Genomic DNA, 21,722 nt, shown 5'->3' on the forward strand with positions numbered 1-21,722 from the left:
CCCGGTCCGGATCCGCCCGGCCCGGATCCGCCCGGCCCGGATCCGCCCGGTCCGGGTCCGCCCGGTCGGAGGCGGTCGTGTCTCAGGCGCGGTCCGTCCGGGCCAGGCGCATCACCACGTAGTCGCGTTCCTCCCGGGCGGGGCGGCGGCGGTCGACGACCGACCAGCCCCAGCGGGCGTACCGGCCCGTCAGCTCCGGCACGTCGAGGGTCATCAGCAGCGCGGGGCCGGCCTCGGCGACGACGAGCAGGGCGTCGTGGAGCGCCCGGCCGAGGCCCCGGCCCTGGTGGGCGGGGGCGACGACGAGTTCGGCGAGCTCGAAGGCGGGGTCCGCGCCGGAGAGGGCGGTGTCGGTCCAGCCCGCGGCGAGGCCGAGGAGTTCGCCGTCGGGGCCGAGGGCGGTCGCCGCGTGGAAGTCGGGGCGCCGGGCGGCGGAGTCGAGGAGCCGGTTCACGGTCCGTACGGCCCCGAGCGGCGGCTCGTGCCAGGGCGCTCCGGCGAACGCCTGGGCGCACAGGGCGATCAGCTCGTCGCGGCGGGCCGGGGCCTCCTCCGGGAGGAGGAGGCCGAGGCGGTGCGTCACTGGTTGACGGCGCGCAGCTCGGCGAGGTCGAGCTGCTCGGTCTCGTCGTGCGCGGTCAGGTCGATGACCTGGCCGATCGGGCCGTGGGCGGAGGGGCGGACCACGACGGGCTCGTCGGCGGCCGGCTGCTCGGGCGCCGGCTGCCCGGCCGCGGACTGCCCGGCCTCCGACTCCTCCGCTGCGGGCTTCTCGCGCATCCCGGTGGCGGCCGTGGCCGGGACCGGGGTGAGGACCGGGGCGAGGTCCGGGGTCGCGGCAGCCGCGCGGACCTCCTCCAGGACCTCCTCGCCCACCACGTCGGCGAGGTCGGTGTCCTGGACGGCCTCGATCGCCGCCGCCTTCTGCGTACCGAAGAAGTCGAAGCCGCCCTCGGTGCGCTGGACGGGGCGGCGGGCCGCGTAGGGGACGATCGCGCTGGCCGCGGGGACCGCCGGGGCGCGGTCCTGCGCCGGGGCGGCCGGGGGCAGCGCCTTCGCGGCGGCCACGGGGGCGAGGGCCGCCGGACCCGCCGGGTCCTCCGGGTCTCCCTTCTCGCCCCGGCCGTCCTGGGCCGCCGGGCGGGCGTGCTGCTCGGCGGCGTGCCGGCCGCGCGGCTCGTCCGTCTCGGCCGCGCGCTCGGCGAGGTCGCGGGCGCGGGCCGCCGCCGCGGTGCGGCGGGCCCGCTGGGCGGCGGCGTTGCGGGGCAGGTCGCGCAGGGCCTCGGCGGCGCGGCGGTACGCCTCAGGGGTGGGCGTCGAGCCGCCGGCGGGCAGCTCCTTGGGGGCCTCGGCGTTCGCCTGGGCCAGGACGCGGCGGCCCTCCAGGGCGCTGGCGCGCTCGGTCTCCGCGGTCGCGTAGCGGCGCAGCAGGTCGGCGTGCTCGCCGCGCAGCCCGGCCAGTTCGACGCGCTTGGCGCGGAGCTTGGCGTCGAGGCGGATACGCAGGGCGCGGGACTCCTCCAGGTCCGCTTCCAGTTCGGCGAGGCGCTCGTCGGCCTTCCACTGGTCGGCGGTGCGGGCCCGGGTCAGCTCGGCGACCTGGCGGCCGGCGCTGCGGTCCCAGCCGCGCATGAGGACGGCACCGGTGACGGCGGCGGCCGCCGCCGCGACGGCCAGCAGCCGGACGACCACGAGTTCCCCTGGAATCCAGGCCGCCCCGGCGCAGACAACCGCGGCGCCGGCGACCGCCGAGGGCGGCATCAGCTTGTGCAGAGGCGGGGAATGGCGGTGGCGTCCACGTGGCATGGCCTGAAATTTACCGTGCGTAGGCACGGTGTGGGGAGTCGGCCCGGCAATCTCTTGGCCACTTCTCGACAACGGAATCGGAGAGAGCGCGTTCCGCTTCCGCTTCGGGCCGACTTCCCCTCTCCGGGACCTACTTGCCGACCAGCCCCTTCTCCTTCAGATAGGCGGCGGCCACGTCCTCGGGCTTGGCCCGCTCGGCGTCGACCTTGCGGTTGAGTTCGGCGAGATCCGCTGTGGTGAGCACCTTGGTGATCTTGTCGAGCGCGGCGGTCACCTCGGGCGCCCCGGCCTCCTTCGCGTTCACCACGGGCAGCACGTTGTCCGCGTTCTGGAGCTTCTTGTCGTCCTCCAGGAAGACCAGGCCGAAGCTGTCCACCGTGGCGTCCGTGGTGGTCGTCAGGACCAGCTGGTCCACGCCGTCCTTGACGGCCTGCTTGGCCTGCGGGGTGCCGACGCCCTTCGGGTCGACGCCCGTCACGTCGATGCCGTAGGTCGTCTTCAGACCGGGGGCGCAGAAGGGGCGGACCGCGCATTCGTCACCCGCCGCGATCTTCACCTTCAGCTTGGCGGCGCCGAGATCGGAAAGCGTCTTCAGCTTGTTCTTCTCGGCGAATTCCTTCGACACCGCGAAGGCGTTCTGGTCGACCGCCTCGCCGGCGTCCAGGACCTTCAGTCCGCGCGGTTCCGCGAGCTTCCGCAGCGCGGCCACGGTGGAGTTCACGTCACCGGAGGCGACCGGCTTCTCCTCGGGCGCCTTCGGCCCGTTCACCTTCGCGTTGAGGAATTCCGCGAGCGTCGCCGCGTATTCCGGTACGACGTCGATCTCGCCCTTCTCCAGGGCCGGCTCGTACAGCTCGCGGTTCTTCACGGTGGTGACCGAGACCGCGTACCCCTCGTCGCGCAGCAGCTGCGCGTACAGCTCGGCGAGCACCTTCGACTCGGTGAAGGCGGCCGCGCCGACGACCAGCGAGCCCTTGTCGCCGCCGGAGCCCCCGGACGTCTTCTCCTTGCCCTGCTCCAGGCTGTCGCCGCCGCACGCGGCGAGCGAGACGGCCAGCGCGGCGGCACCCAGCAGCGCGCCGGTGGCGCGCGAGATCCTGTTCACGGATGAAGTCCTTCGCTCTCTCGGTGTCCTGATACGTCAAGTCCGGGGCGGATACGTCATGTCCGGGGCGGCCGGGTCGTGACCGGGCGGCGGCGTCATGTCCGGGGCGGCCGGGGGACGAGGAGCCGGTCCAGGCCGATCAGCAGGCCCTCGACGACGAGCGCGAGCAGGGCCACCAGGACGGCGCCCGCGACCACCTGGGCGGTGTCGTAGAGCGCGAAGCCGGCCGTGATGATGCGACCGAGGCCGCCCTGGCCGACCATGGCGGCGATGGTCGCCGTGGCGACCACCTGCACGGCGGCGGAGCGGACGCCGGTCATCACCACCGGGGCGGCCAGCGGCAGCTCGACCCGCCGGAAGACCTGACCGCCCGTCATGCCCATGCCCCGGGCCGCGCGGACCGCCGCGCGGTCCACCTCGCGCACCCCCACGTACGCGTTGGTCAGCAGCGGCGGGATCGCGAAGAGGACCAGGGCGGAGACGGTCGGCACATAGCCCGCGTTCCGCAGCGGGGAGACCATGAAGAGGGCGAGGACGGCGAAGACCGGGACCGCCCGCCCCACGTTCGACACGTTGACCGCCAGCGCGCCGCCGCGCCCGACGTGGCCGAGCCAGAGCCCGAGCGGCAGCGCGACCGCGCCGGCGATCAGCAGCGCCAGCGCGCTCACGTACGCGTGCTCGGCGAGGCGCGCGGTGATGCCGTCCTCGCCGGACCAGTGCGCGCCGGTGGTGAGCCAGGCCCACGCGTCCGTCACGACCCCCACCTCACCCACCTCCCGGCGCGCCCTGGACCCGGGACCAGGGCGTGAGCAGCCGCTGGACACCCAGGAGCAGCAGGTCGGCGACGACGGCGAGCAGCACGCACAGCACGGAGGCGGCGAGCACCTGCGCCTTGAAGAAGGTGGGCAGCGCGTCCTCGATGAGGTTGCCGAGGCCGCCGCGGCCGACGACCGAGCCGATGGTGGTGAGCGCGATCGTGGAGACGGTGGCCATCCGGACGCCGGCCATCAGGACCGGCAGGGCGAGGGGCAGTTCGACCTGCCAGAGCAGCCGCCAGGGGCCGAAGCCCAGGCCGCGCGCGGCCGCCCGGGTCTCGGCCGGGACGGCTTCGAGGCCGGCCAGGGTGTTGCGTACCAGGATCGTCAGCGCGTACAGCACCAGGCCGGTGACGACGAGGGCGGAGGAGAGCCCGAAGACGGGCAGCAGCAGCGAGAACATGGCGAGCGACGGCACCGTGTAGAGCAGGGTGGTCAGCCCGAGGACGGGGGCGGCGAGGCGGGGCCGGGCCCGCACGAGGAGGGCCAGCGGCACGGCCACGAGCAGCGCGATCACCACCGAGGCGGTGGTGATGCCGATGTGCTGGACCAGGGCGTCGGTCAGCTCCTCGCGGCGGGTGCGCAGATACTCCCCGCAGATCCAGTCGTTGGCGACCAGGCAGTTCGGCGCGCTCATCCGGACCTCCCCCAGGTCGCCGCCGCTAGAACGTGTGTCTGGACGACCCTAACCGCCGCCACCGACAATCCGGCCGATCCGGCGGTCCGCGCCGCCGTTCCGCCACGTCGCCGCAACACCGCCTTCACACACACCGGGTGGCGAGGGGACAGAATGGGCCCATGATCCGGTTCGAACAGGTGACCAAGCGCTATCCGGACGGCACCACCGCGGTCGACGGCCTCTCCTTCGAGGTCGCCGAGGGTGAGCTCGTCACGCTCGTCGGCCCCTCGGGCTGCGGCAAGACGACCACGATGATGATGGTGAACCGGCTGGTCGAACCGACCTCGGGCCGCGTCCTCGTCGACGGCCGGGACATCGCCGGGGTGGACCCGGTCGCCCTGCGCCGCAAGATCGGATACGTCATCCAGCAGGTCGGGCTCTTCCCGCACCGCACGGTCCTGGACAACACCGCCACCGTCCCCGCCCTGCTCGGCTGGAAGAAGGCGGCGGCACGCGCGCGTGCCGCCGAACTCCTCGAACTCGTCGGCCTCGACCCCGCCGTGCACGGCCCCCGCTACCCCGCGCAGCTCTCCGGCGGCCAGCGCCAGCGCGTCGGCGTGGCCCGCGCACTCGCCGCCGACCCGCCGGTCCTCCTCATGGACGAGCCCTTCGGCGCCGTCGACCCGGTCGTCCGCGAACGGCTCCAGAACGAGTTCCTCGCCCTCCAGGCCACCGTGCGCAAGACCGTCCTCCTCGTCACCCACGACATCGAGGAGGCCGTCCGGATGGGCGACCGCATGGCCGTCTACGGGCAGGGCCGCATCGAGCAGTTCGACACCCCGGCCACCGTGCTCGCCTCACCCGCCACCCCGTACGTGGCCGACTTCGTCGGCGGCGACCGCGCCCTCAAGCGGCTGGCGGTCACCCCCGTCACCGCCGAAGACCTGGACCCGCTGCCCGCCGGGACCACCGAGGCGGCCACGGACCCGGCCGGCCCCACGGACCCGAGCGGCCCCACGGACCCGGCCGGCCTCACGGACCCGACCGGCCTCACGGACCCCACGGACCCCGCCGGCCCCGCCGGGACCCCCGCCACGCGCGCGCGTACCGTCCCCCTCGGCGGGAGCCTGAAGGACGCGCTCGCCCTGCTGCTCCAGGACGACTCCGGGCGGCTCACCGTCACCGACGCCGGCGGCCGGCCGCTCGGCACCCTCACCCCCGCCGGCGTCCACCGCGCGCTGCGCCGCGCCACCGCGTAGGCGTCAGTCCGCCCGGAGCTTCCCGCTCATCCACACCAGGCCGGGCGGGATCTCCCGGTTCCAGGTGGTGAAGTTGTGCCCGCCGCTGTCCAGCGTGATCGAGGAGACCCGCGCCGGGCTCTTCACCTTCCGGATGAACTCCTCGGTCCCCTTCCGGTTCCCCTCGCCCGACTTCGACGTCGTCACCAGGAACGACGACCTCGGCTGCGCCCGGTGGTCCAGGCTCCACAGCAGGTCGGCCCGGTGCCGCAGCGCCTGGTCGCCGTGGAAGAGGTCACCCGTCGTCACGTCCTCCGCCGCCTTGTAGTACGCGGAGAAGCCCGCCCCCGCCACGAACCGGTCCGGATGGTTCAGCGCGATCTTCAGCGCGCAGTACCCGCCCGTCGAGTTCCCCATGAACCCCCAGTTCCGCGGCTTCGTCCCCACCCGGTACGTCTCCGACACGGCCCTCGGCAGGTCCTCGGCGAAGAAGGTCTCCGTCCGCGGACCGCCCGGCACGTCCACGCACTCCGTGTCCCTCGGCGGCGCCACCGTCGGCCGCAGCATCACCAGGACCATCGGCTGCATCCGCCCCTCCTTCGCCTGGAGGTACGCCGTCCGCGGGTACTTCAGCCCCTTGATCAGGTTCTCCGCCGTGCCCGGATACCCCGTCAGCACCACCGACGCCGGGAACGACCGCTTCGCGTACCGCTCCTGGAAGTACTCCGGCGGCAGGTACACGAAGGCCGGCGAGGTGATCCCCGACCGGTCCCCGCGGACCACCACCTCCTGGATCTGCCCGCCCACCGCCGGCCGCGCCCCGCCCGGCACGTCCAGGGCGCGCGTCCCCACCACCCGCACGTCCTTGGAACCGGCGCCGTGGTCGACGACCACCCCCATCTCCTGCTCCTGGCCGAACAGGTCCGCCCAGGAGCCGTAGAAGAGGAAGGAACGATTCGCCGCGAGCCCCACCGCCGCGAACAACGCCACCTGCGTGGCCAGCAACAGCCCCACCCTGCCGAAGACCGGCCGCCACCCCCGCCGCGCCAGCCGGGGCCACAGCACCACCGTGACCGAGAACAGCGCGACGGCCAACGCCACCGCCGTGACGAGGGCTTTGCCGCTGGTGAGACCCATCAGACGCCCGAACCTTCCTGCGTACGACTTCCCGGACGTCCCGACGACTTCCTGAGAATTTCCTGTGACCGGATGAACCCGCCCGCGCGCAGCCACGTCCTAAGGGGAGCCCCGAACGGGGCCGAAAACGACCACGGACGCACGGGAAGCGCGGGAAGCGATGTCTGTCACGGTAGATGGGGACAAAACATCATCGGTTCCGGTTCGGGTCCGCCGAATTCTCCGCGGCCCGGCCCCCGAGAAGGTCCCCTCCCTCGTCGGTACGGCCTGCACCCTGATCGGACTCCTCGACATCGCGGGCGGGGTCTTCCCCCGGTTCCGCGCCAGCCGGGTCCACGCCCTCGCCGAGGTCCTCCCCGGCACCCTCGGCCCGCTCTCCGCCGCCGTCTCCATGAGCGCCGGCGTCCTCCTGCTCCTCCTCGCCCACGGCCTCAAGCGCCACAAGCGCCGCGCCTGGCGAGCCGTCGTCCTGCTCCTCCCCCTCGGCGCCGCCGCCCAGTTCGTCTGGCGCCACTCGGTCCTCGGCTCCCTGCTCTCGCTCGCCCTGCTCGCCCTGCTGCTGCGCCATCGCGACCAGTTCGCCGCCCTCCCCGACCCCCGCAGCCGCTGGCGCGCCCTCGCCAACTTCGTCGTCCTGGGCGCCGGCTCCCTCGCCCTCGGCCTCGTCGTCGTCAGCGCCCACCCCCGCCGCGTCGTCGGCGACCCCAGCCTCACCGACCGCCTCGAACACGTCCTCCTCGGACTCTTCGGCGTCGAGGGCCCCGTCGCCTACACCCACGGCGTCGACTGGACCGTCGGCTACTCCCTGGGCGCCCTCGGCATGCTCACCGCCCTCACCACGCTGTACCTCGCGCTCCGCCCCGAACACCCCGCCGCCCGCCTCACCGCCGACGACGAGACCCGCCTCCGCGCCCTCCTCGAACGCCACGGCGGCCGCGACTCCCTCGGCCACTTCGCCCTCCGCCACGACAAGGGCGTCGTCTTCTCCCCCAGCGGCAAGGCCGCCGTCTGCTACCGCGTCGTCTCCGGCGTCATGCTCGCCAGCGGCGACCCCATCGGCGACGTCGAAGCCTGGCCCGGCGCCATCGAACGCTTCATGGACGAGGCCCGCGCCCACTCCTGGACCCCCGCCGTCATGGGCTGCTCCGAGACCGGCGGCCAGGTCTGGACCCGCGAGACCGGACTCGACGCCCTCGAACTCGGCGACGAGGCCGTCATCGACGTCGACGCCTTCTCCCTCTCCGGCCGCTCCATGCGCAACGTCCGCCAGATGGTCAAGCGCATCGAACGCAACGGCTACACCACACGCGTACGCCGGGTCCGCGACCTCGACGACGCCGAACTCGCCCTCGTCCGCCGCGCCGCCGCCGACTGGCGCGGCACCGACACCGAACGCGGCTTCTCCATGGCCCTCGGCCGCATCGGCGCCCCCGGCGACGGCGACGCCGTCATAGCGACCGCCCACCTCACCGACCCCGACGACCCCGGCGGCGCCTCCCCCTACGGCGACCTCAAAGCCATGATCCACTTCGTGCCCTGGGGCCCCGACGGCATGTCCCTGGAGCTCATGCGCCGCGACCGCTCCGCCGACCCCGGCATGAACGAACTCCTCATCGTCGCCGCCCTCCAGGCCGCCCCCGGCCTCGGCATCCGCCGCGTCTCCCTCAACTTCGCCATGTTCCGCTCCACCCTCGCCCGCGGCGAACGCATCGGCGCCGGCCCCGTCCTCCGCCTCTGGCGCGGCCTGCTCCTCTTCCTCTCCCGCTGGTTCCAGATCGAGTCGCTCTACAAGTTCAACGCCAAGTTCCAGCCCCGCTGGGAACCCCGCTTCGTCGTCTACCGCGCCGGCCGCGACCTGCCCCGCATCGGCCTCGCCGCCATGCAGGCCGAAGGCTTCCTCACCCTCGCCCTGCCCCGCCCCTTCGCCCGCCGCCGCCCCCGCGCCCCCCGCCCCTGCGCCCACGTCGTCCCCCAGCGCGGCGGCCGGGAGCACGAGGTCAGTGCGGCCTGAAACCGCCCCGCACCCCGCCGGGCCCTACGCTGGTCGTATGAGTACGACGATCGACCGGGGCGCCCCCCTCGGCCTCCCCGGGTGGGACCGCTGCGCGGTCATGGGCGTGGTCAACGTGACCCCGGACTCCTTCTCCGACGGCGGCCGCTGGTTCGACACCACGGCCGCCGTCAAGCACGGCCTCGACCTCGTCGCCCAGGGCGCCGACCTCGTCGACGTCGGCGGCGAGTCCACCCGGCCCGGCGCCAGCCGCGTCGACGAGGACGAGGAGCTCCGCCGCGTCGTCCCCGTCGTCCGCGGCCTCACCGCCGAAGGCGTCACCGTCTCCGTCGACACCATGCGCGCCTCCGTCGCCGCCGCCGCCGTCACCGCGGGCGCCGTACTCGTCAACGACGTCAGCGGCGGCCTCGCCGACCCCGGCATGGTCCCCGCCGTCGCCGCCGCCGAGGTCCCCTTCGTCGTCATGCACTGGCGCGGCTTCAGCGACCGCATGAACAGCCTCGCCGTCTACGACGACGTCGTCGCCGAGGTCGTCACCGAACTCCGCACCCGGATGGAAGCCGTCGTCGACGGCGGCATCGCCCCCGAGCGGATCGTCGTCGACCCCGGCCTCGGCTTCGCCAAGCTCGCCCCGCACGACCTCGCGCTCGTCGCCCACCTCCCCGAGCTGCGCGCCCTCGGCCGCCCCCTCCTGGTCGCCGCCTCCCGCAAGCGCTTCCTCGGCCACGTCCTCACCCGCGAGCCAGGCGCCGCCCCGCCGCCCGCCCGCGAGCGCGACGCCGCCACCGCCGCCGTCACCGCCCTCGCCGCCCACACGGGCGCCTGGGCCGTCCGCGTCCACGAGGTCAGGGCCAGCGCCGACGCCGTCCGCGTCGCCCGCGCCGTCGAAGGAGCCCGGTGACCGGCGGGCGCGAGGCCGGCCGGGCCGCCGACCGGGCCGCCGTGGAAGCCGCCAACACCACCTTCTACGAGGCGATGGAGGAGGGCGACTTCGACCGGCTCCAGGACCTCTGGCTCGACGACGGCGCCACCGAGATCTCCTGCGTCCACCCCGGCTGGCCCGTCCTCACCGGCCGCGGCGAGGTCCTCCGCTCGTACGCGCTGATCATGGCGCACACCGACTACATCCAGTTCTTCCTCACCGACGTACGCACCACGATCGGCGGCGACACCGCGCTCGTCACCTGCACCGAGAACATCCTCAGCGGCGGCCCCGCCGAGGACGGCGCCGAGCTCGGCCCCCTCGTCGGACAGCTCGTCGTCGCCACCAACGCCTTCCGCCGGACCCCCGAGGGCTGGCGGATCTGGTCGCACCACGCCTCCCCCGTCATCGCCGGACCCGACGACGACACACCCCCCGCCGGCACCGCCGACGACACCGGACCCTCCGCCTGACGGCCCCGACAGCAAGCGCTGTCGGTGCCCGCAGGTAGATTCGATGAAGGACACCCGGCCGTCCGCACCCGGCCGGATGCCCCCGCAACTACGACAGCAGGAGTGATTCGCGTGGATCGTGTCGCGCTGCGCGGCCTCAAGGCCCGAGGTCACCACGGCGTCTTCCCCAAGGAGCGCGAGGAGGGGCAGACCTTCATCGTGGACCTGGTCCTCGGCCTCGACACCCGCCCGGCGGCCGCAGACGACGACCTCACCAAGACCGTCCACTACGGCGTCGTCGCCGAGGAGGTCGTCGACGTCGTCCAGGGAGAGCCCGTCGACCTGATCGAGACCCTCGCCGAGCGCATCGCCCAGCAGTGCCTCAGCCACGCCGGCGTCCAGGAAGTGGAGGTGGTCGTCCACAAGCCGGACGCCCCCATCACCGTCCCCTTCGACGACGTCACCATCACGATCACCCGGAGCCGTCGATGAAACCGAACCAGAGCGACCCCACCGTGCAGCCCGTACCGGCTTCGGTCGTCGCCGCCGTCGACGCCGCGGACAGCACCCTGTCCAACCCGCGCTGGGCGGTCCTCGCCCTCGGCGCCAACCTCGGCAACCGCCTGGAGAACCTCCAGGGAGCCCTCGACGCCCTCGCCGACACCCCCGGCCTCCGCGTCAAGGCCGTCTCCCCGGTCTACGAGACCGCGCCCTGGGGCGTCGAGCCCGGCAGCCAGCCCTCGTACCTGAACGCCGTCGCCCTCGTGAAGACGACCCTGCCGCCCTCCTCCCTCCTGGAGCGCGCCCAGGCCGTCGAGGAGGCGTTCTACCGCGTACGGGAGGAGCGCTGGGGCGCCCGCACGCTGGACGTCGACATCATCACGTACGCGGACACGGTCTCCGACGACCCCGCCCTCACCCTCCCGCACCCCCGCGCCCACCAGCGCGCCTTCGTGCTCGCCCCCTGGCACGACATGGACCCGGAGGCCCAGCTCCCCGGCCACGGCCCGGTGGCGGCCCTCCTGGCCGCCGTCGACCGCGCCGGCGTGACGCCCCGGACCGACCTGGAACTCCGCCTCCCCGAGTAATCGTTACGCTACGTGGCAGACCACCCGCGACCACGTGAAGGACTCCCGGTGAAACAACTGCGGCTCAAGGTGCTCGCCGGACTCTTCCTGGTCGCCGGCATCCTCTCCTGGGGCGGCGCCCGCCTGTGGGACTCGGTCGGCACGCTCCCCAGCGTGCCGCTCGCCGCGCCCATCGTCCTCGCCGTGATCGCGGTGGTCCTCACCGCCACCGCCCTCTCCCTCAGGGCCCGCCTCAAGGCCCAGCGCGAGCGCCGCCCCGGCGCCAAGGGCGTCGAACCCCTGATGGCCGCCCGCGCGGTCGTCTTCGGCCAGGCCAGCGCCCTGGTCGCCGCCCTCGTCGCCGGTCTCTACGGCGGCGTGGGCGTCTTCCTCCTCGGCTCCCTCGACGTCCCCGCCCGCCGCGACCAGGCCCTCTACGCCGCCGCCTCCGTCGTCGCCGGCGCCGCCGTCATCGCCGCCGCCCTCTTCCTGGAACGCGTCTGCAAGCTCCCGGAGGACGACGAAGGCCCGGGCGGCGCCCGGGCCTGAGGCCGATCCCGACGCGCGTCAGCGCGCCATGATGAGGCTCATCGCCTCGGCGCGGGTCGCGGGGTCGCGCAGCTGTCCCCGGACCGCGGAGGTGATGGTCTTCGCGCCCGGCTTGCGGATGCCGCGCATCGACATGCACATGTGCTCGCACTCGAAGACCACGATGACCCCGCGCGGCTCCAGGATCTCCATCAGCGAGTCCGCCACCTGCGTGGTGAGACGTTCCTGCACCTGGGGCCGGCGGGCGTAGACGTCGACCAGCCGGGCCAGCTTCGACAGGCCCGTGATCTTGCCCGTGGTGGAGGGGATGTAGCCCACGTGGGCCACCCCGCGGAACGGGACGAGGTGGTGCTCACAGGTCGAGTACACCTCGATGTCCTTGACCAGCACCATCTCGTCGTGGCCCAGGTCGAAGGTGGTCGTCAGCACGTCCTGCGGCCGCTGCCACAGCCCGGCGAAGATCTCCTTGTACGCCCGCGCCACCCGCGCCGGCGTTTCCCTCAGGCCCTCGCGGTCCGGGTCCTCGCCGACCGCGATGAGGAGCTCCCGTACGGCGTTCTCGGCGCGCTTCTCGTCGAACTCGCCGATCGTGCCCTCGCCGTCCAGCGTCACCGGGTCCGTCATCTGTGCCTCGTTCCGTCTGGTGTGACATGGCGCGAAAAAGGCCGCGCCCCCACAGGCTAGAACCTGTGGGGGCGCGGCTTCCATTCCGGGGGCCGGGGCTCAGGGCTCCGGGGTGTCCTCGGGGGCGATGTCGATGCCCTTGGTGGTGTCGACCGGGGCCGTGCCGTTCGCCGAGGTGCCGTTCGCGGTGTTCGTCAGGGCCAGCTCCTTGGGGGAGAGGACCGGCGGACGCGTGGACGGGGTGCGGCGGGACGAGCCGGTCCAGGCCGGACGGGCCGGGCGCTTGACGATCGGCGCGAAGATCTCGGCGATCTCCTCCTTGCCCAGGGTCTCCTTCTCCAGGAGGGCCAGGACCAGGTTGTCGAGGACGTCGCGGTTCTCGACCAGGATCTCCCACGCCTCGTTGTGCGCGGTCTCGATGAGCTTCTTGACCTCTTCGTCGACGAGCGCGGCGACCTCTTCCGAGTAGTCGCGCTGGTGCGACATCTCACGGCCGAGGAAGGGCTCGGTGTTGTCGCCGCCGAACTTGATGGCGCCGAGCCGCTCGGTCATGCCGTACTGGGTGACCATCGCGCGGGCGGTGGCCGTGGCCTTCTCGATGTCGTTCGCGGCGCCCGTGGTCGGGTCGTGGAAGACGAGCTCCTCCGCCGCGCGGCCGCCCAGCATGTAGGCGAGCTGGTCGAGCATCTCGTTGCGCGTGGTGGAGTACTTGTCCTCGTCCGGGAGGACCATCGTGTAGCCCAGGGCGCGGCCGCGGGACAGGATGGTGATCTTGTGGACGGGGTCGGCGTTGGGGGAGGCCGCCGCGACCAGGGCGTGGCCGCCCTCGTGGTACGCGGTGATCTTCTTCTCCTTGTCCGACATGATCCGGGTCCGCTTCTGCGGGCCCGCGACCACGCGGTCGATCGCCTCGTCCAGCATGTGGTTGTCGATCAGCTTCTTGTCCGAGCGGGCGGTCAGCAGCGCCGCCTCGTTCAGGACGTTGGAGAGATCGGCACCCGTGAAGCCGGGGGTGCGGCGGGCGACGGCGCCGAGGTCGACGTCGGGCGCGACCGGCTTGCCCTTCTGGTGGACCTTGAGGATCTCCAGGCGGCCCTGCATGTCGGGGCGGTCGACGGCGATCTGCCGGTCGAAGCGGCCCGGGCGCAGGAGGGCGGGGTCGAGGATGTCGGGGCGGTTGGTGGCGGCGATCAGGATGACGCCGCCCTTCACGTCGAAGCCGTCCATCTCGACGAGCAGCTGGTTGAGGGTCTGCTCGCGCTCGTCGTGACCGCCGCCGAGGCCGGCGCCGCGGTGGCGGCCGACCGCGTCGATCTCGTCGACGAAGACGATGGCCGGGGCGTTGGCCTTGGCCTGCTCGAAGAGGTCGCGGACCCGGCTGGCGCCGACACCGACGAACATCTCGACGAAGTCGGAGCCGGAGATCGAGTAGAAGGGCACCCCGGCCTCGCCGGCGACGGCGCGCGCGAGGAGCGTCTTGCCGGTTCCGGGCGGGCCGTAGAGCAGGACGCCCTTGGGGATCTTGGCGCCGACGGCCTGGAACTTCGCGGGCTCCTGGAGGAACTCCTTGATCTCGTGGAGCTCCTCGACGGCCTCGTCCGAGCCGGCGACGTCGGCGAAGGTGGTCTTGGGCGTGTCCTTGGTGATGAGCTTCGCCTTGGACTTGCCGAACTGCATGACGCGGGAGCCGCCGCCCTGCATCTGGTTCATCAGGAAGAGGAAGACGACCACGATGAGGACGAAGGGGAGGAGGGAGAGCAGGATCGAGACGAAGGGCGACTGCTTCGTCGGGGAGACGGTGTAGCCCTTCTCCAGCTGCCCGGCCTCGAACTTCTCCTGGAGCTTGTCGGCGAGATCGACGCCCTGGTTGCCGATGTAGCTGGCCTGGACCTTGTTGCTTTCGTCGATCTTGGTGTCACCGGTGAGCTCGATCTTGATGATCTGCTCGTCACCGGTGGTGATCTTTGCCTGCTTGACCTGGTTCTTGTCGATCGCCTGGACGACCTCGCCGGTGTCCACCGTCTTGTAGCCCTCGGACGAGCCGACGACCTGCATCAGCACGACCACGGCGAGGACGGCCAGCACGATCCACATGACCGGCCCACGGAAGTATCGCTTCACGTCCATCCATACGGAGCGAGAACGCTCCGTCCCTCCTGCCCGTAGGTAAATGCCTCTGTGTGAGAAAGCTCTGTGTGTGAAAGCTGTGCGCGAAAAGCGGTATGAGAAAAGCTGTTCTTCGGACGGTACCTCAGCATCGTCGCCCGCGACCGCCTTCCCGTGGTTCAACGGGGGGAGGGCGGTGCGGGTTCCCCGGATGCGGGAGGCTGCTCAACCGCCGTAGACGTGCGGGGCGAGCGTGCCGACGAAGGGGAGGTTCCGGTACTTCTCGGCGTAGTCGAGGCCGTAGCCGACGACGAACTCGTTGGGGATGTCGAAACCGATCCACTTGACGTCGATGGCGACCTTGGCCGCGTCGGGCTTGCGCAGCAGGGTGCAGACCTCCAGGGAGGCCGGCTCGCGCGAGCCGAGGTTCGACAGGAGCCAGGAGAGCGTCAGGCCGGAGTCGATGATGTCCTCGACGATCAGGACGTGCTTGCCCTTGATGTCGGTGTCGAGGTCCTTGAGGATGCGGACGACGCCCGAGGACTGGGTGCCCGCGCCGTAGGAGGAGACGGCCATCCAGTCCATGGTGACGGGGGTGGACAGGGCGCGTGCCAGGTCCGCCATCACCATCACGGCGCCCTTGAGGACTCCGACGATGAGCAGGTCCTTGCCCGCGTATTCCGCGTCGATCTTCGCGGCCAGCTCGGCCAGCTTGGCGTCGATCTCTTCCTTGGTGATGAGCACCGACTGGAGGTCGGTGCCCATGTCCTTCTCGTTCACCCGGGTCACTTTCGTTGCAGCGTGCGTCAGCCTTGCCGGATGACCAGTCTGCCACCCTGGCGGCGGGCTTCGACGCGGCCGGGCAGGTTGATGGCGCCCTGGCCGCGCCATCCGGTGATGAGCCGGTCGAGTTCTTCGATGTGCCGGGCGAAGAGGGAGCCGGCGGGTGCGCCCTCGGCGATCACGGCGCGGCGCAGCACGCGGCGGCGCACGGCGGGGGGCAGGCCGTGGAGCTTGGCGCATTCGAGGGCGCCCGCCTCGTCGCGTACGGAGGTCTCGGCGTCGGCGGCCCAGGTGTCGAGGGCGTCGGCGTCGTCGCGGGAGAGCTGGGCCGTTCGGGCGAGGGCTTCGACGACGCCCTTGCCGAGGGCCTTCTCCAGGGCGGGGAGGCCCTCGTGGCGGAGGCGGGACCGGGTGTAGGCGGGGTCGCTGTTGTGGGGGTCGTCCCAGACGGCGAGCTCCTGGGCGATGCACGCCGTGCGGACGGTCTGGCGGTCGAGCTGGAGGAAGGGGCGCCGGTAGCGGCCGAGGGCGCCGGAGACGGCGGCCATGCCGGAGAGGGAGCGGATTCCGGAGCCGCGGGCGAGGCCGAGGAGGACGGTCTCGGCCTGGTCGTCCCGGGTGTGGCCGAGGAGGACGGCGGTGGCGCCGTGGCGCTCGGCGGCGGTGTCGAGGGCCGCGTAGCGGGCGTCGCGGGCGGCGGCTTCGGGACCTCCTTCGCGTCCGACGGTGACGGTGAGGGCTTCGACGGGGTCGAGGCCGAGGGCGGTCATACGGCCGGCGACCTCGCCGGCGCGGCCGGCGGAGCCGTGCTGGAGCCCGTGGTCGACGGTGACGCCTCCGGCGCGGACGGGGAGTTTGCGCGCTTCGAAGGCGAGGGCGGAGGCGAGCGCCATGGAGTCGGCTCCGCCGGAGCAGGCGACGAGCACGAGGGGGTGCGTGTCGCGGGGGGCGGCGGGGTCGGTGGGGTGCTCGGTGAGGACGTCGTGGAGTACGCGGCGGACCGCCAGGCGTATCGCCGCGACCGCAGGATGGGGACCCATGGTTCGGTGCCCTTCGTGAATGGGGTGGGGTGCCTCGGTCGGAGTCTTAACGGTCGGAACAGGGTGTTCGGTCACTCAGAGTGCGTCGATGGTGACAGAAACGTCGCCCTTACCCGAGCATTGCACGCCTCACCCCACGCCCAGGGTCCCTCGGATGGGTGATTGGCGGGGTCTTCGCCGGTGTCGTCGTGCCGTACGGCGCTCCCGCCCCAGGAGTCTGCCGTACGGTTCACCCTTCCTCGGGAGCCGACCCTCAGGCTTCGGCCCCCAGGCTCCGGCCCTCAGGCTTCGGCCCCCAGGCTCCGGCCCTCAGGCTCCGGCCGTCAGGAGTCGGCCCGGCGGTGCACGCGCGCGATCCAGTCGGCGGGGGCGGAGATCTCGCTCTTGGTGGGAAGCGTGTTGGGGGAGGTCCAGACGCGGTTGAAGCCGTCCATGCCGACCTGGTCGACGACGGCGCGGACGAAGCGCTCACCGTCGCGGTACTGGCGGAGCTTGGCGTCGAGGCCGAGGAGCTTGCGCAGCGCGAGGTCGAGGCGGGAGGCGCCGCGGGCGCGGCGCTGCTGGAACTTCTCGCGGATCTCGGCGACGGAGGGGACGACCTGGGGGCCGACGCCGTCCATGACGTAGTCGGCGTGGCCTTCGAGGAGCGACATGACGGCGGTGAGGCGGCCGAGGATCTCGCGCTGCTCGGGGGTCTGGACGAGTTCGACGAGGGACGGCGCCGGGTCGCCCTCCTCGGCCTCGGGCCGGCCGCCGGCGAGGGTCTGGGCGGCCTCGCGGAGGCGTTCGACGAAGGTGCCGGGGTCGACCTCGGTGGCGGCGAGGAATGTCTGGATCTCGCCCTGGAGGTGGTCGCGGAGCCAGGGGACGGCGGTGAACTGGGTGCGGTGGGTCTCCTCGTGGAGGCAGACCCAGAGGCGGAAGTCGTGGGGGGAGACGGCCAGTTCGCGCTCGACGTGGACGATGTTGGGGGCCACGAGGAGGAGGCGGCCGCCGCCTCCGGGGGCCCCGGGGAGGTCGCGGGTGACGGGGGCGAAGGTCTCGTACTGGCCGAGGATGCGGGAGGCCAGGAAGGAGAGCAGCATGCCGAGCTCGACGCCGGTGACCTTGCCGCCGACGGCGCCGAGGACGGCGCCGCCGGGGGTGGTGGTGCGGCGCTCCTGCATCTTGCCGAGGAGCGGGGTGAGGAGTTCGCGGAAGCCGGCGACGTTGGCCTTGATCCAGCCGGTGCGGTCGACGACGAGGACGGGCGTGTCGTGCGGTTCGGCGCCTTCGGGGAGCATCCGGGTGTAGGCGCGGACGTGTTCCTCGGCGGCCTTGGCGTGCCGACGGAGTTCGGCGACGACGGCCCGTGCCTCGTCGCGTCCGACGTCGGGGCCGGGGCGGACCAGCCTGGTCGCGGTCGCGACCGCGAGGTTCCAGTCGACCATTCCGGACGTGCCTGCACCACCGATGCTCGTCATGCGTCAACGGTACGGGGTCGGGGCCGTTCGGTGCCCTGTCCGGAGGGTGGTGCCGGTGGCTACTTCTGGCCGGTGAGGGCGGCGGAGAGGCGGTCGAGGGCGGGCTGCGCGAGGTCGGGCGAGGGGGTGGCGGAGGCGAGGAAGGCGAAGGCGAGGAGGCGCCCGTCGGTGGTGACGACGGTGCCGGCGAGGGTGTTGACGCCGGTGAGGGTGCCGGTCTTGGCGCGGACGAGTCCGGCGCCGGCGGGGGCCTGGCCGTAGCGGCCGGCGAGGGTGCCGGTGAAGCCGCCGACGGGGAGGCCGGTGAGGAGCGGGCGGAGCTCGGGGCGGGCGGGGTCGGCGGCGCGGGCGAGGAGGCCGGTGAGGAGGGCGGCGGAGACGCGGTCGCGGCGGTCGAGGCCGCTGCCGTCGGCGAAGCGGGCGCCGGCGAGGGGCACGCCGAGTTCGCCGAGCTCGTCGCGGACGGCCTTCTCGGCGCCTCGGAAGGAGGCGGGCTGCTCGCGGGCGAGGGCGGTCTGCCGGGCGAGGGCCTCGGCGAGGTCGTTGTCGCTGTTCGTGAGGGTGCGCTCGACGAGGTCGGCGAGCGGCGCGGAGTGCGTACGGGCGAGCGGGGCGCCCTTCGGGGTGCGGCCGGGCGCGGGGTCGCCGGTGACCTTCAGGCCGGCGTCGGCGAGGTGGGCGGCGAAGGCGGTGGCGGTGTCGCGGGCGGGGTCGCCGGAGCGGGGGGCGGGCCCGACGGCGCTCCCGTCGAGGCGCCCCTCGTCGGTCATGAGGGCGGTGACGGGGGCGAGGTTCTCGTTGGGGCCGATGGGGTGGACGGCGGGGCCCTGGTAGAGGCCGGTGTCGTAGGCGAGGCGTACGGAGGAGCGGCCGCGTTTCGCGAGGGCGCGGGCGGTGTCGGCGGCGAGGGCCTTCAGCCGGGCCTCGTCGAGGGTGGGGTCGCCGCCGCCGGTGAGGGTGACCGCCGTGCCGTCGGGGGCGGCGGTGACGGTGGTGGCGATCCGGTGGTCGGGGCCGAGGGCGGAGAGGGCCGCCGCCGCGGTGGCGATCTTGACGGTGGAGGCCGGTGTCATGGGGGTCCCGGCGCCCTCCCCGTACAGCTGCCTGCCCGTGGCGGTGTCGACGACGGAGGCCGTGCGCGAGGTGCCGAGGCCCGGATCGGCCAGGAGGGGGACGAGGGTGCGGGCGAGGTCCGCAGGCCGGGGCCCCGGGGCGGGGGCGGCGAGGGCGGTGAGGACGCCGGGGGCGCTGGGGGCGGGGGCGGGTTCGGTGCGGGGCGGGGCGCTGGGCGCGGCTGCCGGGGCGGGGTGACGCTCGCCACCCGCCGCGGGGGCGGCGGCGCGGGCCCGCTCGGCCGTACGCTGGCCCCCGTCCCAGGGGCCGGCCGCGGTCGCAGCCGCGGCGGCGAGAGCCAGACCGAGCACGGCGGAGCCCGCCGTGAGCTGCCACACCCTCGGCTCCGGCATTGCTGACCAGCCCCTTTCGCGATCACGTACCTGCGTGAGAGACACTTAATCACCGCGCGTCGTCGCGAGCATTCACTTGTGTTGATTCAGGAGGAGCCACCCGTGGAGTTCGACGTTCTCATCGAGATCCCCAAGGGATCGCGGAACAAGTACGAGGTCGACCACGAGACCGGTCGTATCCGTCTGGACCGTCGCCTCTTCACGTCGACGGCCTACCCGACCGACTACGGCTACGTGGAGAACACCCTCGGCGAGGACGGTGACCCGCTGGACGCGCTGGTCATCCTCGACGAGCCGACGTTCCCGGGCTGTGTCATCAAGTGCCGCGCCATCGGCATGTTCCGCATGACCGACGAGGCCGGCGGCGACGACAAGCTGCTGTGCGTCCCGGCGACGGACCCGCGCATGGAGCACCTGCGCGACATCCACCACGTGCCGGAGTTCGACCGCCTGGAGATCCAGCACTTCTTCGAGGTCTACAAGGACCTGGAGCCGGGCAAGTCGGTCGAGGGCGCCGACTGGGTCGGCCGCGCCGAGGCCGAGGCCGAGATCGAGAAGTCGATCGCGCGCGCCAAGGAGCAGGGCGCTCACTGACCTCCGTGTCGTGAGTCGCCGACGGGCGGTGCACCCTTCGGGGTGTACCGCCTTTCGCGTCTCCACGTTTCGCACACGCGTCTGGCGCTCATACTGGAATCCAAGATTCCCTGGGTGTGAGGCGGAGAGCGAGTGGTGGCGGAGCCGGAGGGCCCCGAGGAGGCTCCGGAGGACCGGAAGCCCCTGTCGGACGAGGCGACCTCGGAGTTCGCGCTGCCGGAGGGGCTGGTGCCCGAGCCGCCGCCGCCCGCGGAGCCGGAGGGGTCGGCGTTCGTGGTGCCGGAGGGGCTCGCGCCCGAGCCGGCGCCGGAGCCCGAGGGGTCGGCTTTCGCGCCGCCGTCGACGTACTCCGCGAAGGACTCGCCGCCCGCCTTCACCCCGGCGTACGGGGTGCCGCTGGCGCGGCTGCCGCACAACGCGCCGTGGCAGGACCGGATGCGGACGATGCTGCGGCTGCCGGTCGGTGACCGGCCGGTGCCGGAGGCTCCCGCCGCGAAGGGCGAGACCGGGCCCTCGGTGCCGCGCGTGCTCGACCTGACCCTCCGCATCGGCGAGCTGCTGCTCGCGGGCGGTGAGGGCGCGGAGGACGTCGAGGCGGCGATGTTCGCGATCTGCCGGTCGTACGGGCTGGACCGGTGCGAGCCGACGGTGACCTTCACGCTGCTCTCGATCACGTACCAGCCGTCGCTGGTGGACGATCCGGTGACGGCGAACCGGACGGTACGGCGCCGGGGCACCGACTACACCCGCCTGGCGGCCGTCTACCAGCTGCTCGCGGACATCAACGCGCCGGCGCACGAGGTGTCGCCGGAGGAGGCGTACCGGCGGCTCGCGGAGATACGGCGCAACCGGCACCCGTACCCCGGCTGGGTGCTGACGGCGGCGGCGGGCGTGCTCGCGGGCGCGGCGTCGACGCTGCTGGGCGGCGGGGCGACGGTGTTCTTCGTGGCGGCGCTGGGCGCGGTGCTCGGCGACCGGCTGGCGTGGCTGTGCGCGGGGCGCGGGCTGCCGGAGTTCTACCAGTTCCTGGTGGCGGCGATGCCGCCGGCCGCGATGGGGGTGCTCCTCACACTGCTCCACGCGGATCTGCGGCCCTCGGCGGTGATCACCGGTGGCCTGTTCGCGCTGATCCCGGGGCGGGCGCTGGTGGCGGCCGTCCAGGACGGTCTGACCGGCTTCTACATCACGGCCTCGGCCCGGCTCCTGGAGGTCGCGTACTTCTTCGTGGCGATCGTGGTGGGCGTGCTGTCGGTGCTGTACCTGGCGGTGCAGTTCGGCGCCGAGCTCAATCCGGAGGGGGCGCTCCAGGCGGTGGAGCGGCCGGTGACGCAGACGCTGGCGGCGATGGTGCTGTGCGCGACCTTCGCCATCCTGCTCCAGCAGTCGCGGGCGACGGTGCTCTTCGCCACGCTCAACGGCGGGGTGGCCTGGGTGGTGTACGCGTCGATCGCGGTGACGGCGGAGGGGTCCACGGTGATGGCGACGGCCCTGGCGGCCGGTCTGGTGGGCCTCTTCGGGCAGCTGATGGCCCGCTACCACCACACCTCGTCGCTGCCGTACGTGACGGCGGCGATCGGGGCGCTGCTGCCCGGTTCGGCGACGTACTTCGGGGTCCTCTCGATCGCCCAGAACAACCTGGACCAGGGGTTCGCGTATCTCGCGAAGGCGGCGGCGCTGGCGCTGGCGATCGCGATCGGGGTGAACCTGGGCGGTGAGCTGGCCCGGCTCTTCATGCAGGCGCCGGGCGCGGCCTCCCGCAGCGCGGCGAAGCGGACCAGGGGCTTCTGAGCCGGCCGGGGCGGCGGGGCGCCGGTCCGCGCGACGACGAAGCCCCGTCTCCGGCCGGAAGGCCGGAGACGGGGCTTCGTCGGTGTCCTGGCGCCGGATGTCCTGGCGCTGGATGTCCTGGCGCTGGATGTCCTGGC

The 21,722-nt window shown here is 73.1% G+C and carries 21 protein-coding genes; 9 read left to right on the top strand and 12 right to left on the bottom strand.

Annotated features, from left to right (window positions below):
* Nucleotides 1-82: 82 nt before the first annotated feature.
* From ACIGHB_RS08035 to ACIGHB_RS08055, 5 genes are all read right to left on the bottom strand, one after another.
* Entirely contained in the window at nucleotides 83-583 is a 501-nt protein-coding gene (locus tag ACIGHB_RS08035; RefSeq protein WP_360306871.1) for a GNAT family N-acetyltransferase, read from the bottom strand.
* Nucleotides 580-1,806 carry a hypothetical protein gene (locus ACIGHB_RS08040; RefSeq protein WP_399910565.1) on the bottom strand — a complete coding sequence of 409 codons (1,227 nt, stop codon included), beginning with the start codon at nucleotides 1,804-1,806 and terminating at the stop codon, nucleotides 580-582. The genes ACIGHB_RS08035 and ACIGHB_RS08040 overlap by 4 nt, the downstream gene beginning before the upstream one ends.
* A gap of 130 nt (nucleotides 1,807-1,936) precedes the next feature.
* Entirely contained in the window at nucleotides 1,937-2,911 is a 975-nt protein-coding gene (locus ACIGHB_RS08045; protein ID WP_360314761.1) for an ABC transporter substrate-binding protein, read from the bottom strand.
* 95 nt (nucleotides 2,912-3,006) lie between these two features.
* On the bottom strand, nucleotides 3,007-3,675 hold the full coding sequence (locus ACIGHB_RS08050) for an ABC transporter permease (protein WP_360314759.1): 669 nt from the start codon (nucleotides 3,673-3,675) through the stop codon (nucleotides 3,007-3,009).
* Nucleotide 3,676: 1 nt separating this feature from the next.
* Nucleotides 3,677-4,363, bottom strand: coding sequence for an ABC transporter permease (locus tag ACIGHB_RS08055; protein ID WP_399910570.1), 687 nt, complete (start codon nucleotides 4,361-4,363; stop codon nucleotides 3,677-3,679).
* A gap of 161 nt (nucleotides 4,364-4,524) precedes the next feature.
* Between ACIGHB_RS08055 and ACIGHB_RS08060 the strand changes: the two genes are divergently transcribed.
* Entirely contained in the window at nucleotides 4,525-5,604 is a 1,080-nt protein-coding gene (locus tag ACIGHB_RS08060) for an ABC transporter ATP-binding protein (RefSeq protein ID WP_399910573.1), read from the top strand.
* 3 nt (nucleotides 5,605-5,607) lie between these two features.
* Here ACIGHB_RS08060 and ACIGHB_RS08065 read toward each other — a convergent pair whose 3' ends face one another.
* Complete coding sequence (locus ACIGHB_RS08065) at nucleotides 5,608-6,720, bottom strand: alpha/beta hydrolase-fold protein (RefSeq protein WP_360314753.1); 1,113 nt, start codon at nucleotides 6,718-6,720, stop codon at nucleotides 5,608-5,610.
* A gap of 160 nt (nucleotides 6,721-6,880) precedes the next feature.
* On the opposite strand from ACIGHB_RS08065, the gene ACIGHB_RS08070 reads away from it, so the two are divergent.
* From ACIGHB_RS08070 to ACIGHB_RS08095, 6 genes are all read left to right on the top strand, one after another.
* Nucleotides 6,881-8,731 (top strand): phosphatidylglycerol lysyltransferase domain-containing protein, encoded by a 1,851-nt coding sequence (locus tag ACIGHB_RS08070; RefSeq protein ID WP_360314751.1) that lies wholly within the window; start codon nucleotides 6,881-6,883, stop codon nucleotides 8,729-8,731.
* A 37-nt stretch (nucleotides 8,732-8,768) separates the two neighbouring features.
* Nucleotides 8,769-9,632, top strand: a complete 864-nt coding sequence (gene folP / locus ACIGHB_RS08075) for a dihydropteroate synthase (RefSeq protein WP_399910577.1) — start codon at nucleotides 8,769-8,771, stop codon at nucleotides 9,630-9,632.
* A 74-nt stretch (nucleotides 9,633-9,706) separates the two neighbouring features.
* Nucleotides 9,707-10,126 (top strand): nuclear transport factor 2 family protein, encoded by a 420-nt coding sequence (locus ACIGHB_RS08080; RefSeq protein WP_388877353.1) that lies wholly within the window; start codon nucleotides 9,707-9,709, stop codon nucleotides 10,124-10,126.
* Nucleotides 10,127-10,237: 111 nt separating this feature from the next.
* Nucleotides 10,238-10,597 carry a dihydroneopterin aldolase gene (gene folB / locus ACIGHB_RS08085; protein ID WP_015034453.1) on the top strand — a complete coding sequence of 120 codons (360 nt, stop codon included), beginning with the start codon at nucleotides 10,238-10,240 and terminating at the stop codon, nucleotides 10,595-10,597.
* Nucleotides 10,594-11,193 (top strand): 2-amino-4-hydroxy-6-hydroxymethyldihydropteridine diphosphokinase, encoded by a 600-nt coding sequence (gene folK / locus ACIGHB_RS08090; protein WP_360314745.1) that lies wholly within the window; start codon nucleotides 10,594-10,596, stop codon nucleotides 11,191-11,193. Before folB ends, folK begins: the two co-directional genes overlap by 4 nt.
* A 48-nt stretch (nucleotides 11,194-11,241) precedes the next feature.
* Nucleotides 11,242-11,721, top strand: a complete 480-nt coding sequence (locus ACIGHB_RS08095) for a DUF3180 domain-containing protein (protein ID WP_360314743.1) — start codon at nucleotides 11,242-11,244, stop codon at nucleotides 11,719-11,721.
* Nucleotides 11,722-11,739: 18 nt separating this feature from the next.
* Here ACIGHB_RS08095 and folE read toward each other — a convergent pair whose 3' ends face one another.
* The 6 genes from folE to dacB form a co-directional block, all read right to left on the bottom strand.
* On the bottom strand, nucleotides 11,740-12,345 hold the full coding sequence (gene folE / locus ACIGHB_RS08100; protein WP_360314741.1) for a GTP cyclohydrolase I FolE: 606 nt from the start codon (nucleotides 12,343-12,345) through the stop codon (nucleotides 11,740-11,742).
* Between the two features lie 99 nt (nucleotides 12,346-12,444).
* Nucleotides 12,445-14,472, bottom strand: a complete 2,028-nt coding sequence (gene ftsH / locus ACIGHB_RS08105; protein WP_399910582.1) for an ATP-dependent zinc metalloprotease FtsH — start codon at nucleotides 14,470-14,472, stop codon at nucleotides 12,445-12,447.
* Nucleotides 14,473-14,676: 204 nt separating this feature from the next.
* Entirely contained in the window at nucleotides 14,677-15,216 is a 540-nt protein-coding gene (hpt, locus tag ACIGHB_RS08110) for a hypoxanthine phosphoribosyltransferase (RefSeq protein ID WP_067161225.1), read from the bottom strand.
* Nucleotides 15,217-15,257: 41 nt separating this feature from the next.
* Complete coding sequence (gene tilS / locus ACIGHB_RS08115; RefSeq protein ID WP_399910585.1) at nucleotides 15,258-16,274, bottom strand: tRNA lysidine(34) synthetase TilS; 1,017 nt, start codon at nucleotides 16,272-16,274, stop codon at nucleotides 15,258-15,260.
* A gap of 323 nt (nucleotides 16,275-16,597) precedes the next feature.
* A complete protein-coding gene (locus ACIGHB_RS08120) occupies nucleotides 16,598-17,737 on the bottom strand; it encodes a zinc-dependent metalloprotease (protein ID WP_360314735.1) in 1,140 nt (379 codons plus the stop codon).
* 59 nt (nucleotides 17,738-17,796) lie between these two features.
* Nucleotides 17,797-19,203 carry a D-alanyl-D-alanine carboxypeptidase/D-alanyl-D-alanine-endopeptidase gene (gene dacB, locus ACIGHB_RS08125; RefSeq protein ID WP_399910589.1) on the bottom strand — a complete coding sequence of 469 codons (1,407 nt, stop codon included), beginning with the start codon at nucleotides 19,201-19,203 and terminating at the stop codon, nucleotides 17,797-17,799.
* A gap of 102 nt (nucleotides 19,204-19,305) precedes the next feature.
* Here dacB and ACIGHB_RS08130 point away from each other — a divergent pair, with 102 nt between their 5' ends.
* Together ACIGHB_RS08130 and ACIGHB_RS08135 are read left to right on the top strand one after the other, a co-directional pair.
* The gene (locus tag ACIGHB_RS08130; protein ID WP_360314731.1) at nucleotides 19,306-19,797 is read left to right on the top strand and encodes an inorganic diphosphatase; all 492 of its coding nucleotides are present in this window, start codon (nucleotides 19,306-19,308) and stop codon (nucleotides 19,795-19,797) included.
* A 132-nt stretch (nucleotides 19,798-19,929) separates the two neighbouring features.
* A complete protein-coding gene (locus tag ACIGHB_RS08135; RefSeq protein WP_360314729.1) occupies nucleotides 19,930-21,585 on the top strand; it encodes a threonine/serine exporter family protein in 1,656 nt (551 codons plus the stop codon).
* The last annotated feature ends 137 nt before the right edge of the window (nucleotides 21,586-21,722 follow it).

The organism is Streptomyces sp. NPDC085460, assembly GCF_044541975.1.
Taxonomy (GTDB): domain Bacteria; phylum Actinomycetota; class Actinomycetes; order Streptomycetales; family Streptomycetaceae; genus Streptomyces.

Coding starts and splice junctions, on each gene's coding strand:
- ACIGHB_RS08065 (WP_360314753.1), bottom strand. CDS start 6,720: ATGGGTCTCACCAGCGGCAAAGCCCTCGTCACGGCGGTGGCGTTGGCC.
- tilS (WP_399910585.1), bottom strand. CDS start 16,274: ATGGGTCCCCATCCTGCGGTCGCGGCGATACGCCTGGCGGTCCGCCGC.
- dacB (WP_399910589.1), bottom strand. CDS start 19,203: ATGCCGGAGCCGAGGGTGTGGCAGCTCACGGCGGGCTCCGCCGTGCTC.
- ACIGHB_RS08040 (WP_399910565.1), bottom strand. CDS start 1,806: ATGCCACGTGGACGCCACCGCCATTCCCCGCCTCTGCACAAGCTGATG.
- folE (WP_360314741.1), bottom strand. CDS start 12,345: ATGACGGACCCGGTGACGCTGGACGGCGAGGGCACGATCGGCGAGTTC.
- ACIGHB_RS08070 (WP_360314751.1), top strand. CDS start 6,881: ATGTCTGTCACGGTAGATGGGGACAAAACATCATCGGTTCCGGTTCGG.
- hpt (WP_067161225.1), bottom strand. CDS start 15,216: ATGGGCACCGACCTCCAGTCGGTGCTCATCACCAAGGAAGAGATCGAC.
- folP (WP_399910577.1), top strand. CDS start 8,769: ATGAGTACGACGATCGACCGGGGCGCCCCCCTCGGCCTCCCCGGGTGG.
- ACIGHB_RS08060 (WP_399910573.1), top strand. CDS start 4,525: ATGATCCGGTTCGAACAGGTGACCAAGCGCTATCCGGACGGCACCACC.
- folK (WP_360314745.1), top strand. CDS start 10,594: ATGAAACCGAACCAGAGCGACCCCACCGTGCAGCCCGTACCGGCTTCG.
- ftsH (WP_399910582.1), bottom strand. CDS start 14,472: ATGGACGTGAAGCGATACTTCCGTGGGCCGGTCATGTGGATCGTGCTG.
- ACIGHB_RS08120 (WP_360314735.1), bottom strand. CDS start 17,737: ATGACGAGCATCGGTGGTGCAGGCACGTCCGGAATGGTCGACTGGAAC.
- ACIGHB_RS08055 (WP_399910570.1), bottom strand. CDS start 4,363: ATGAGCGCGCCGAACTGCCTGGTCGCCAACGACTGGATCTGCGGGGAG.
- ACIGHB_RS08080 (WP_388877353.1), top strand. CDS start 9,707: ATGGAGGAGGGCGACTTCGACCGGCTCCAGGACCTCTGGCTCGACGAC.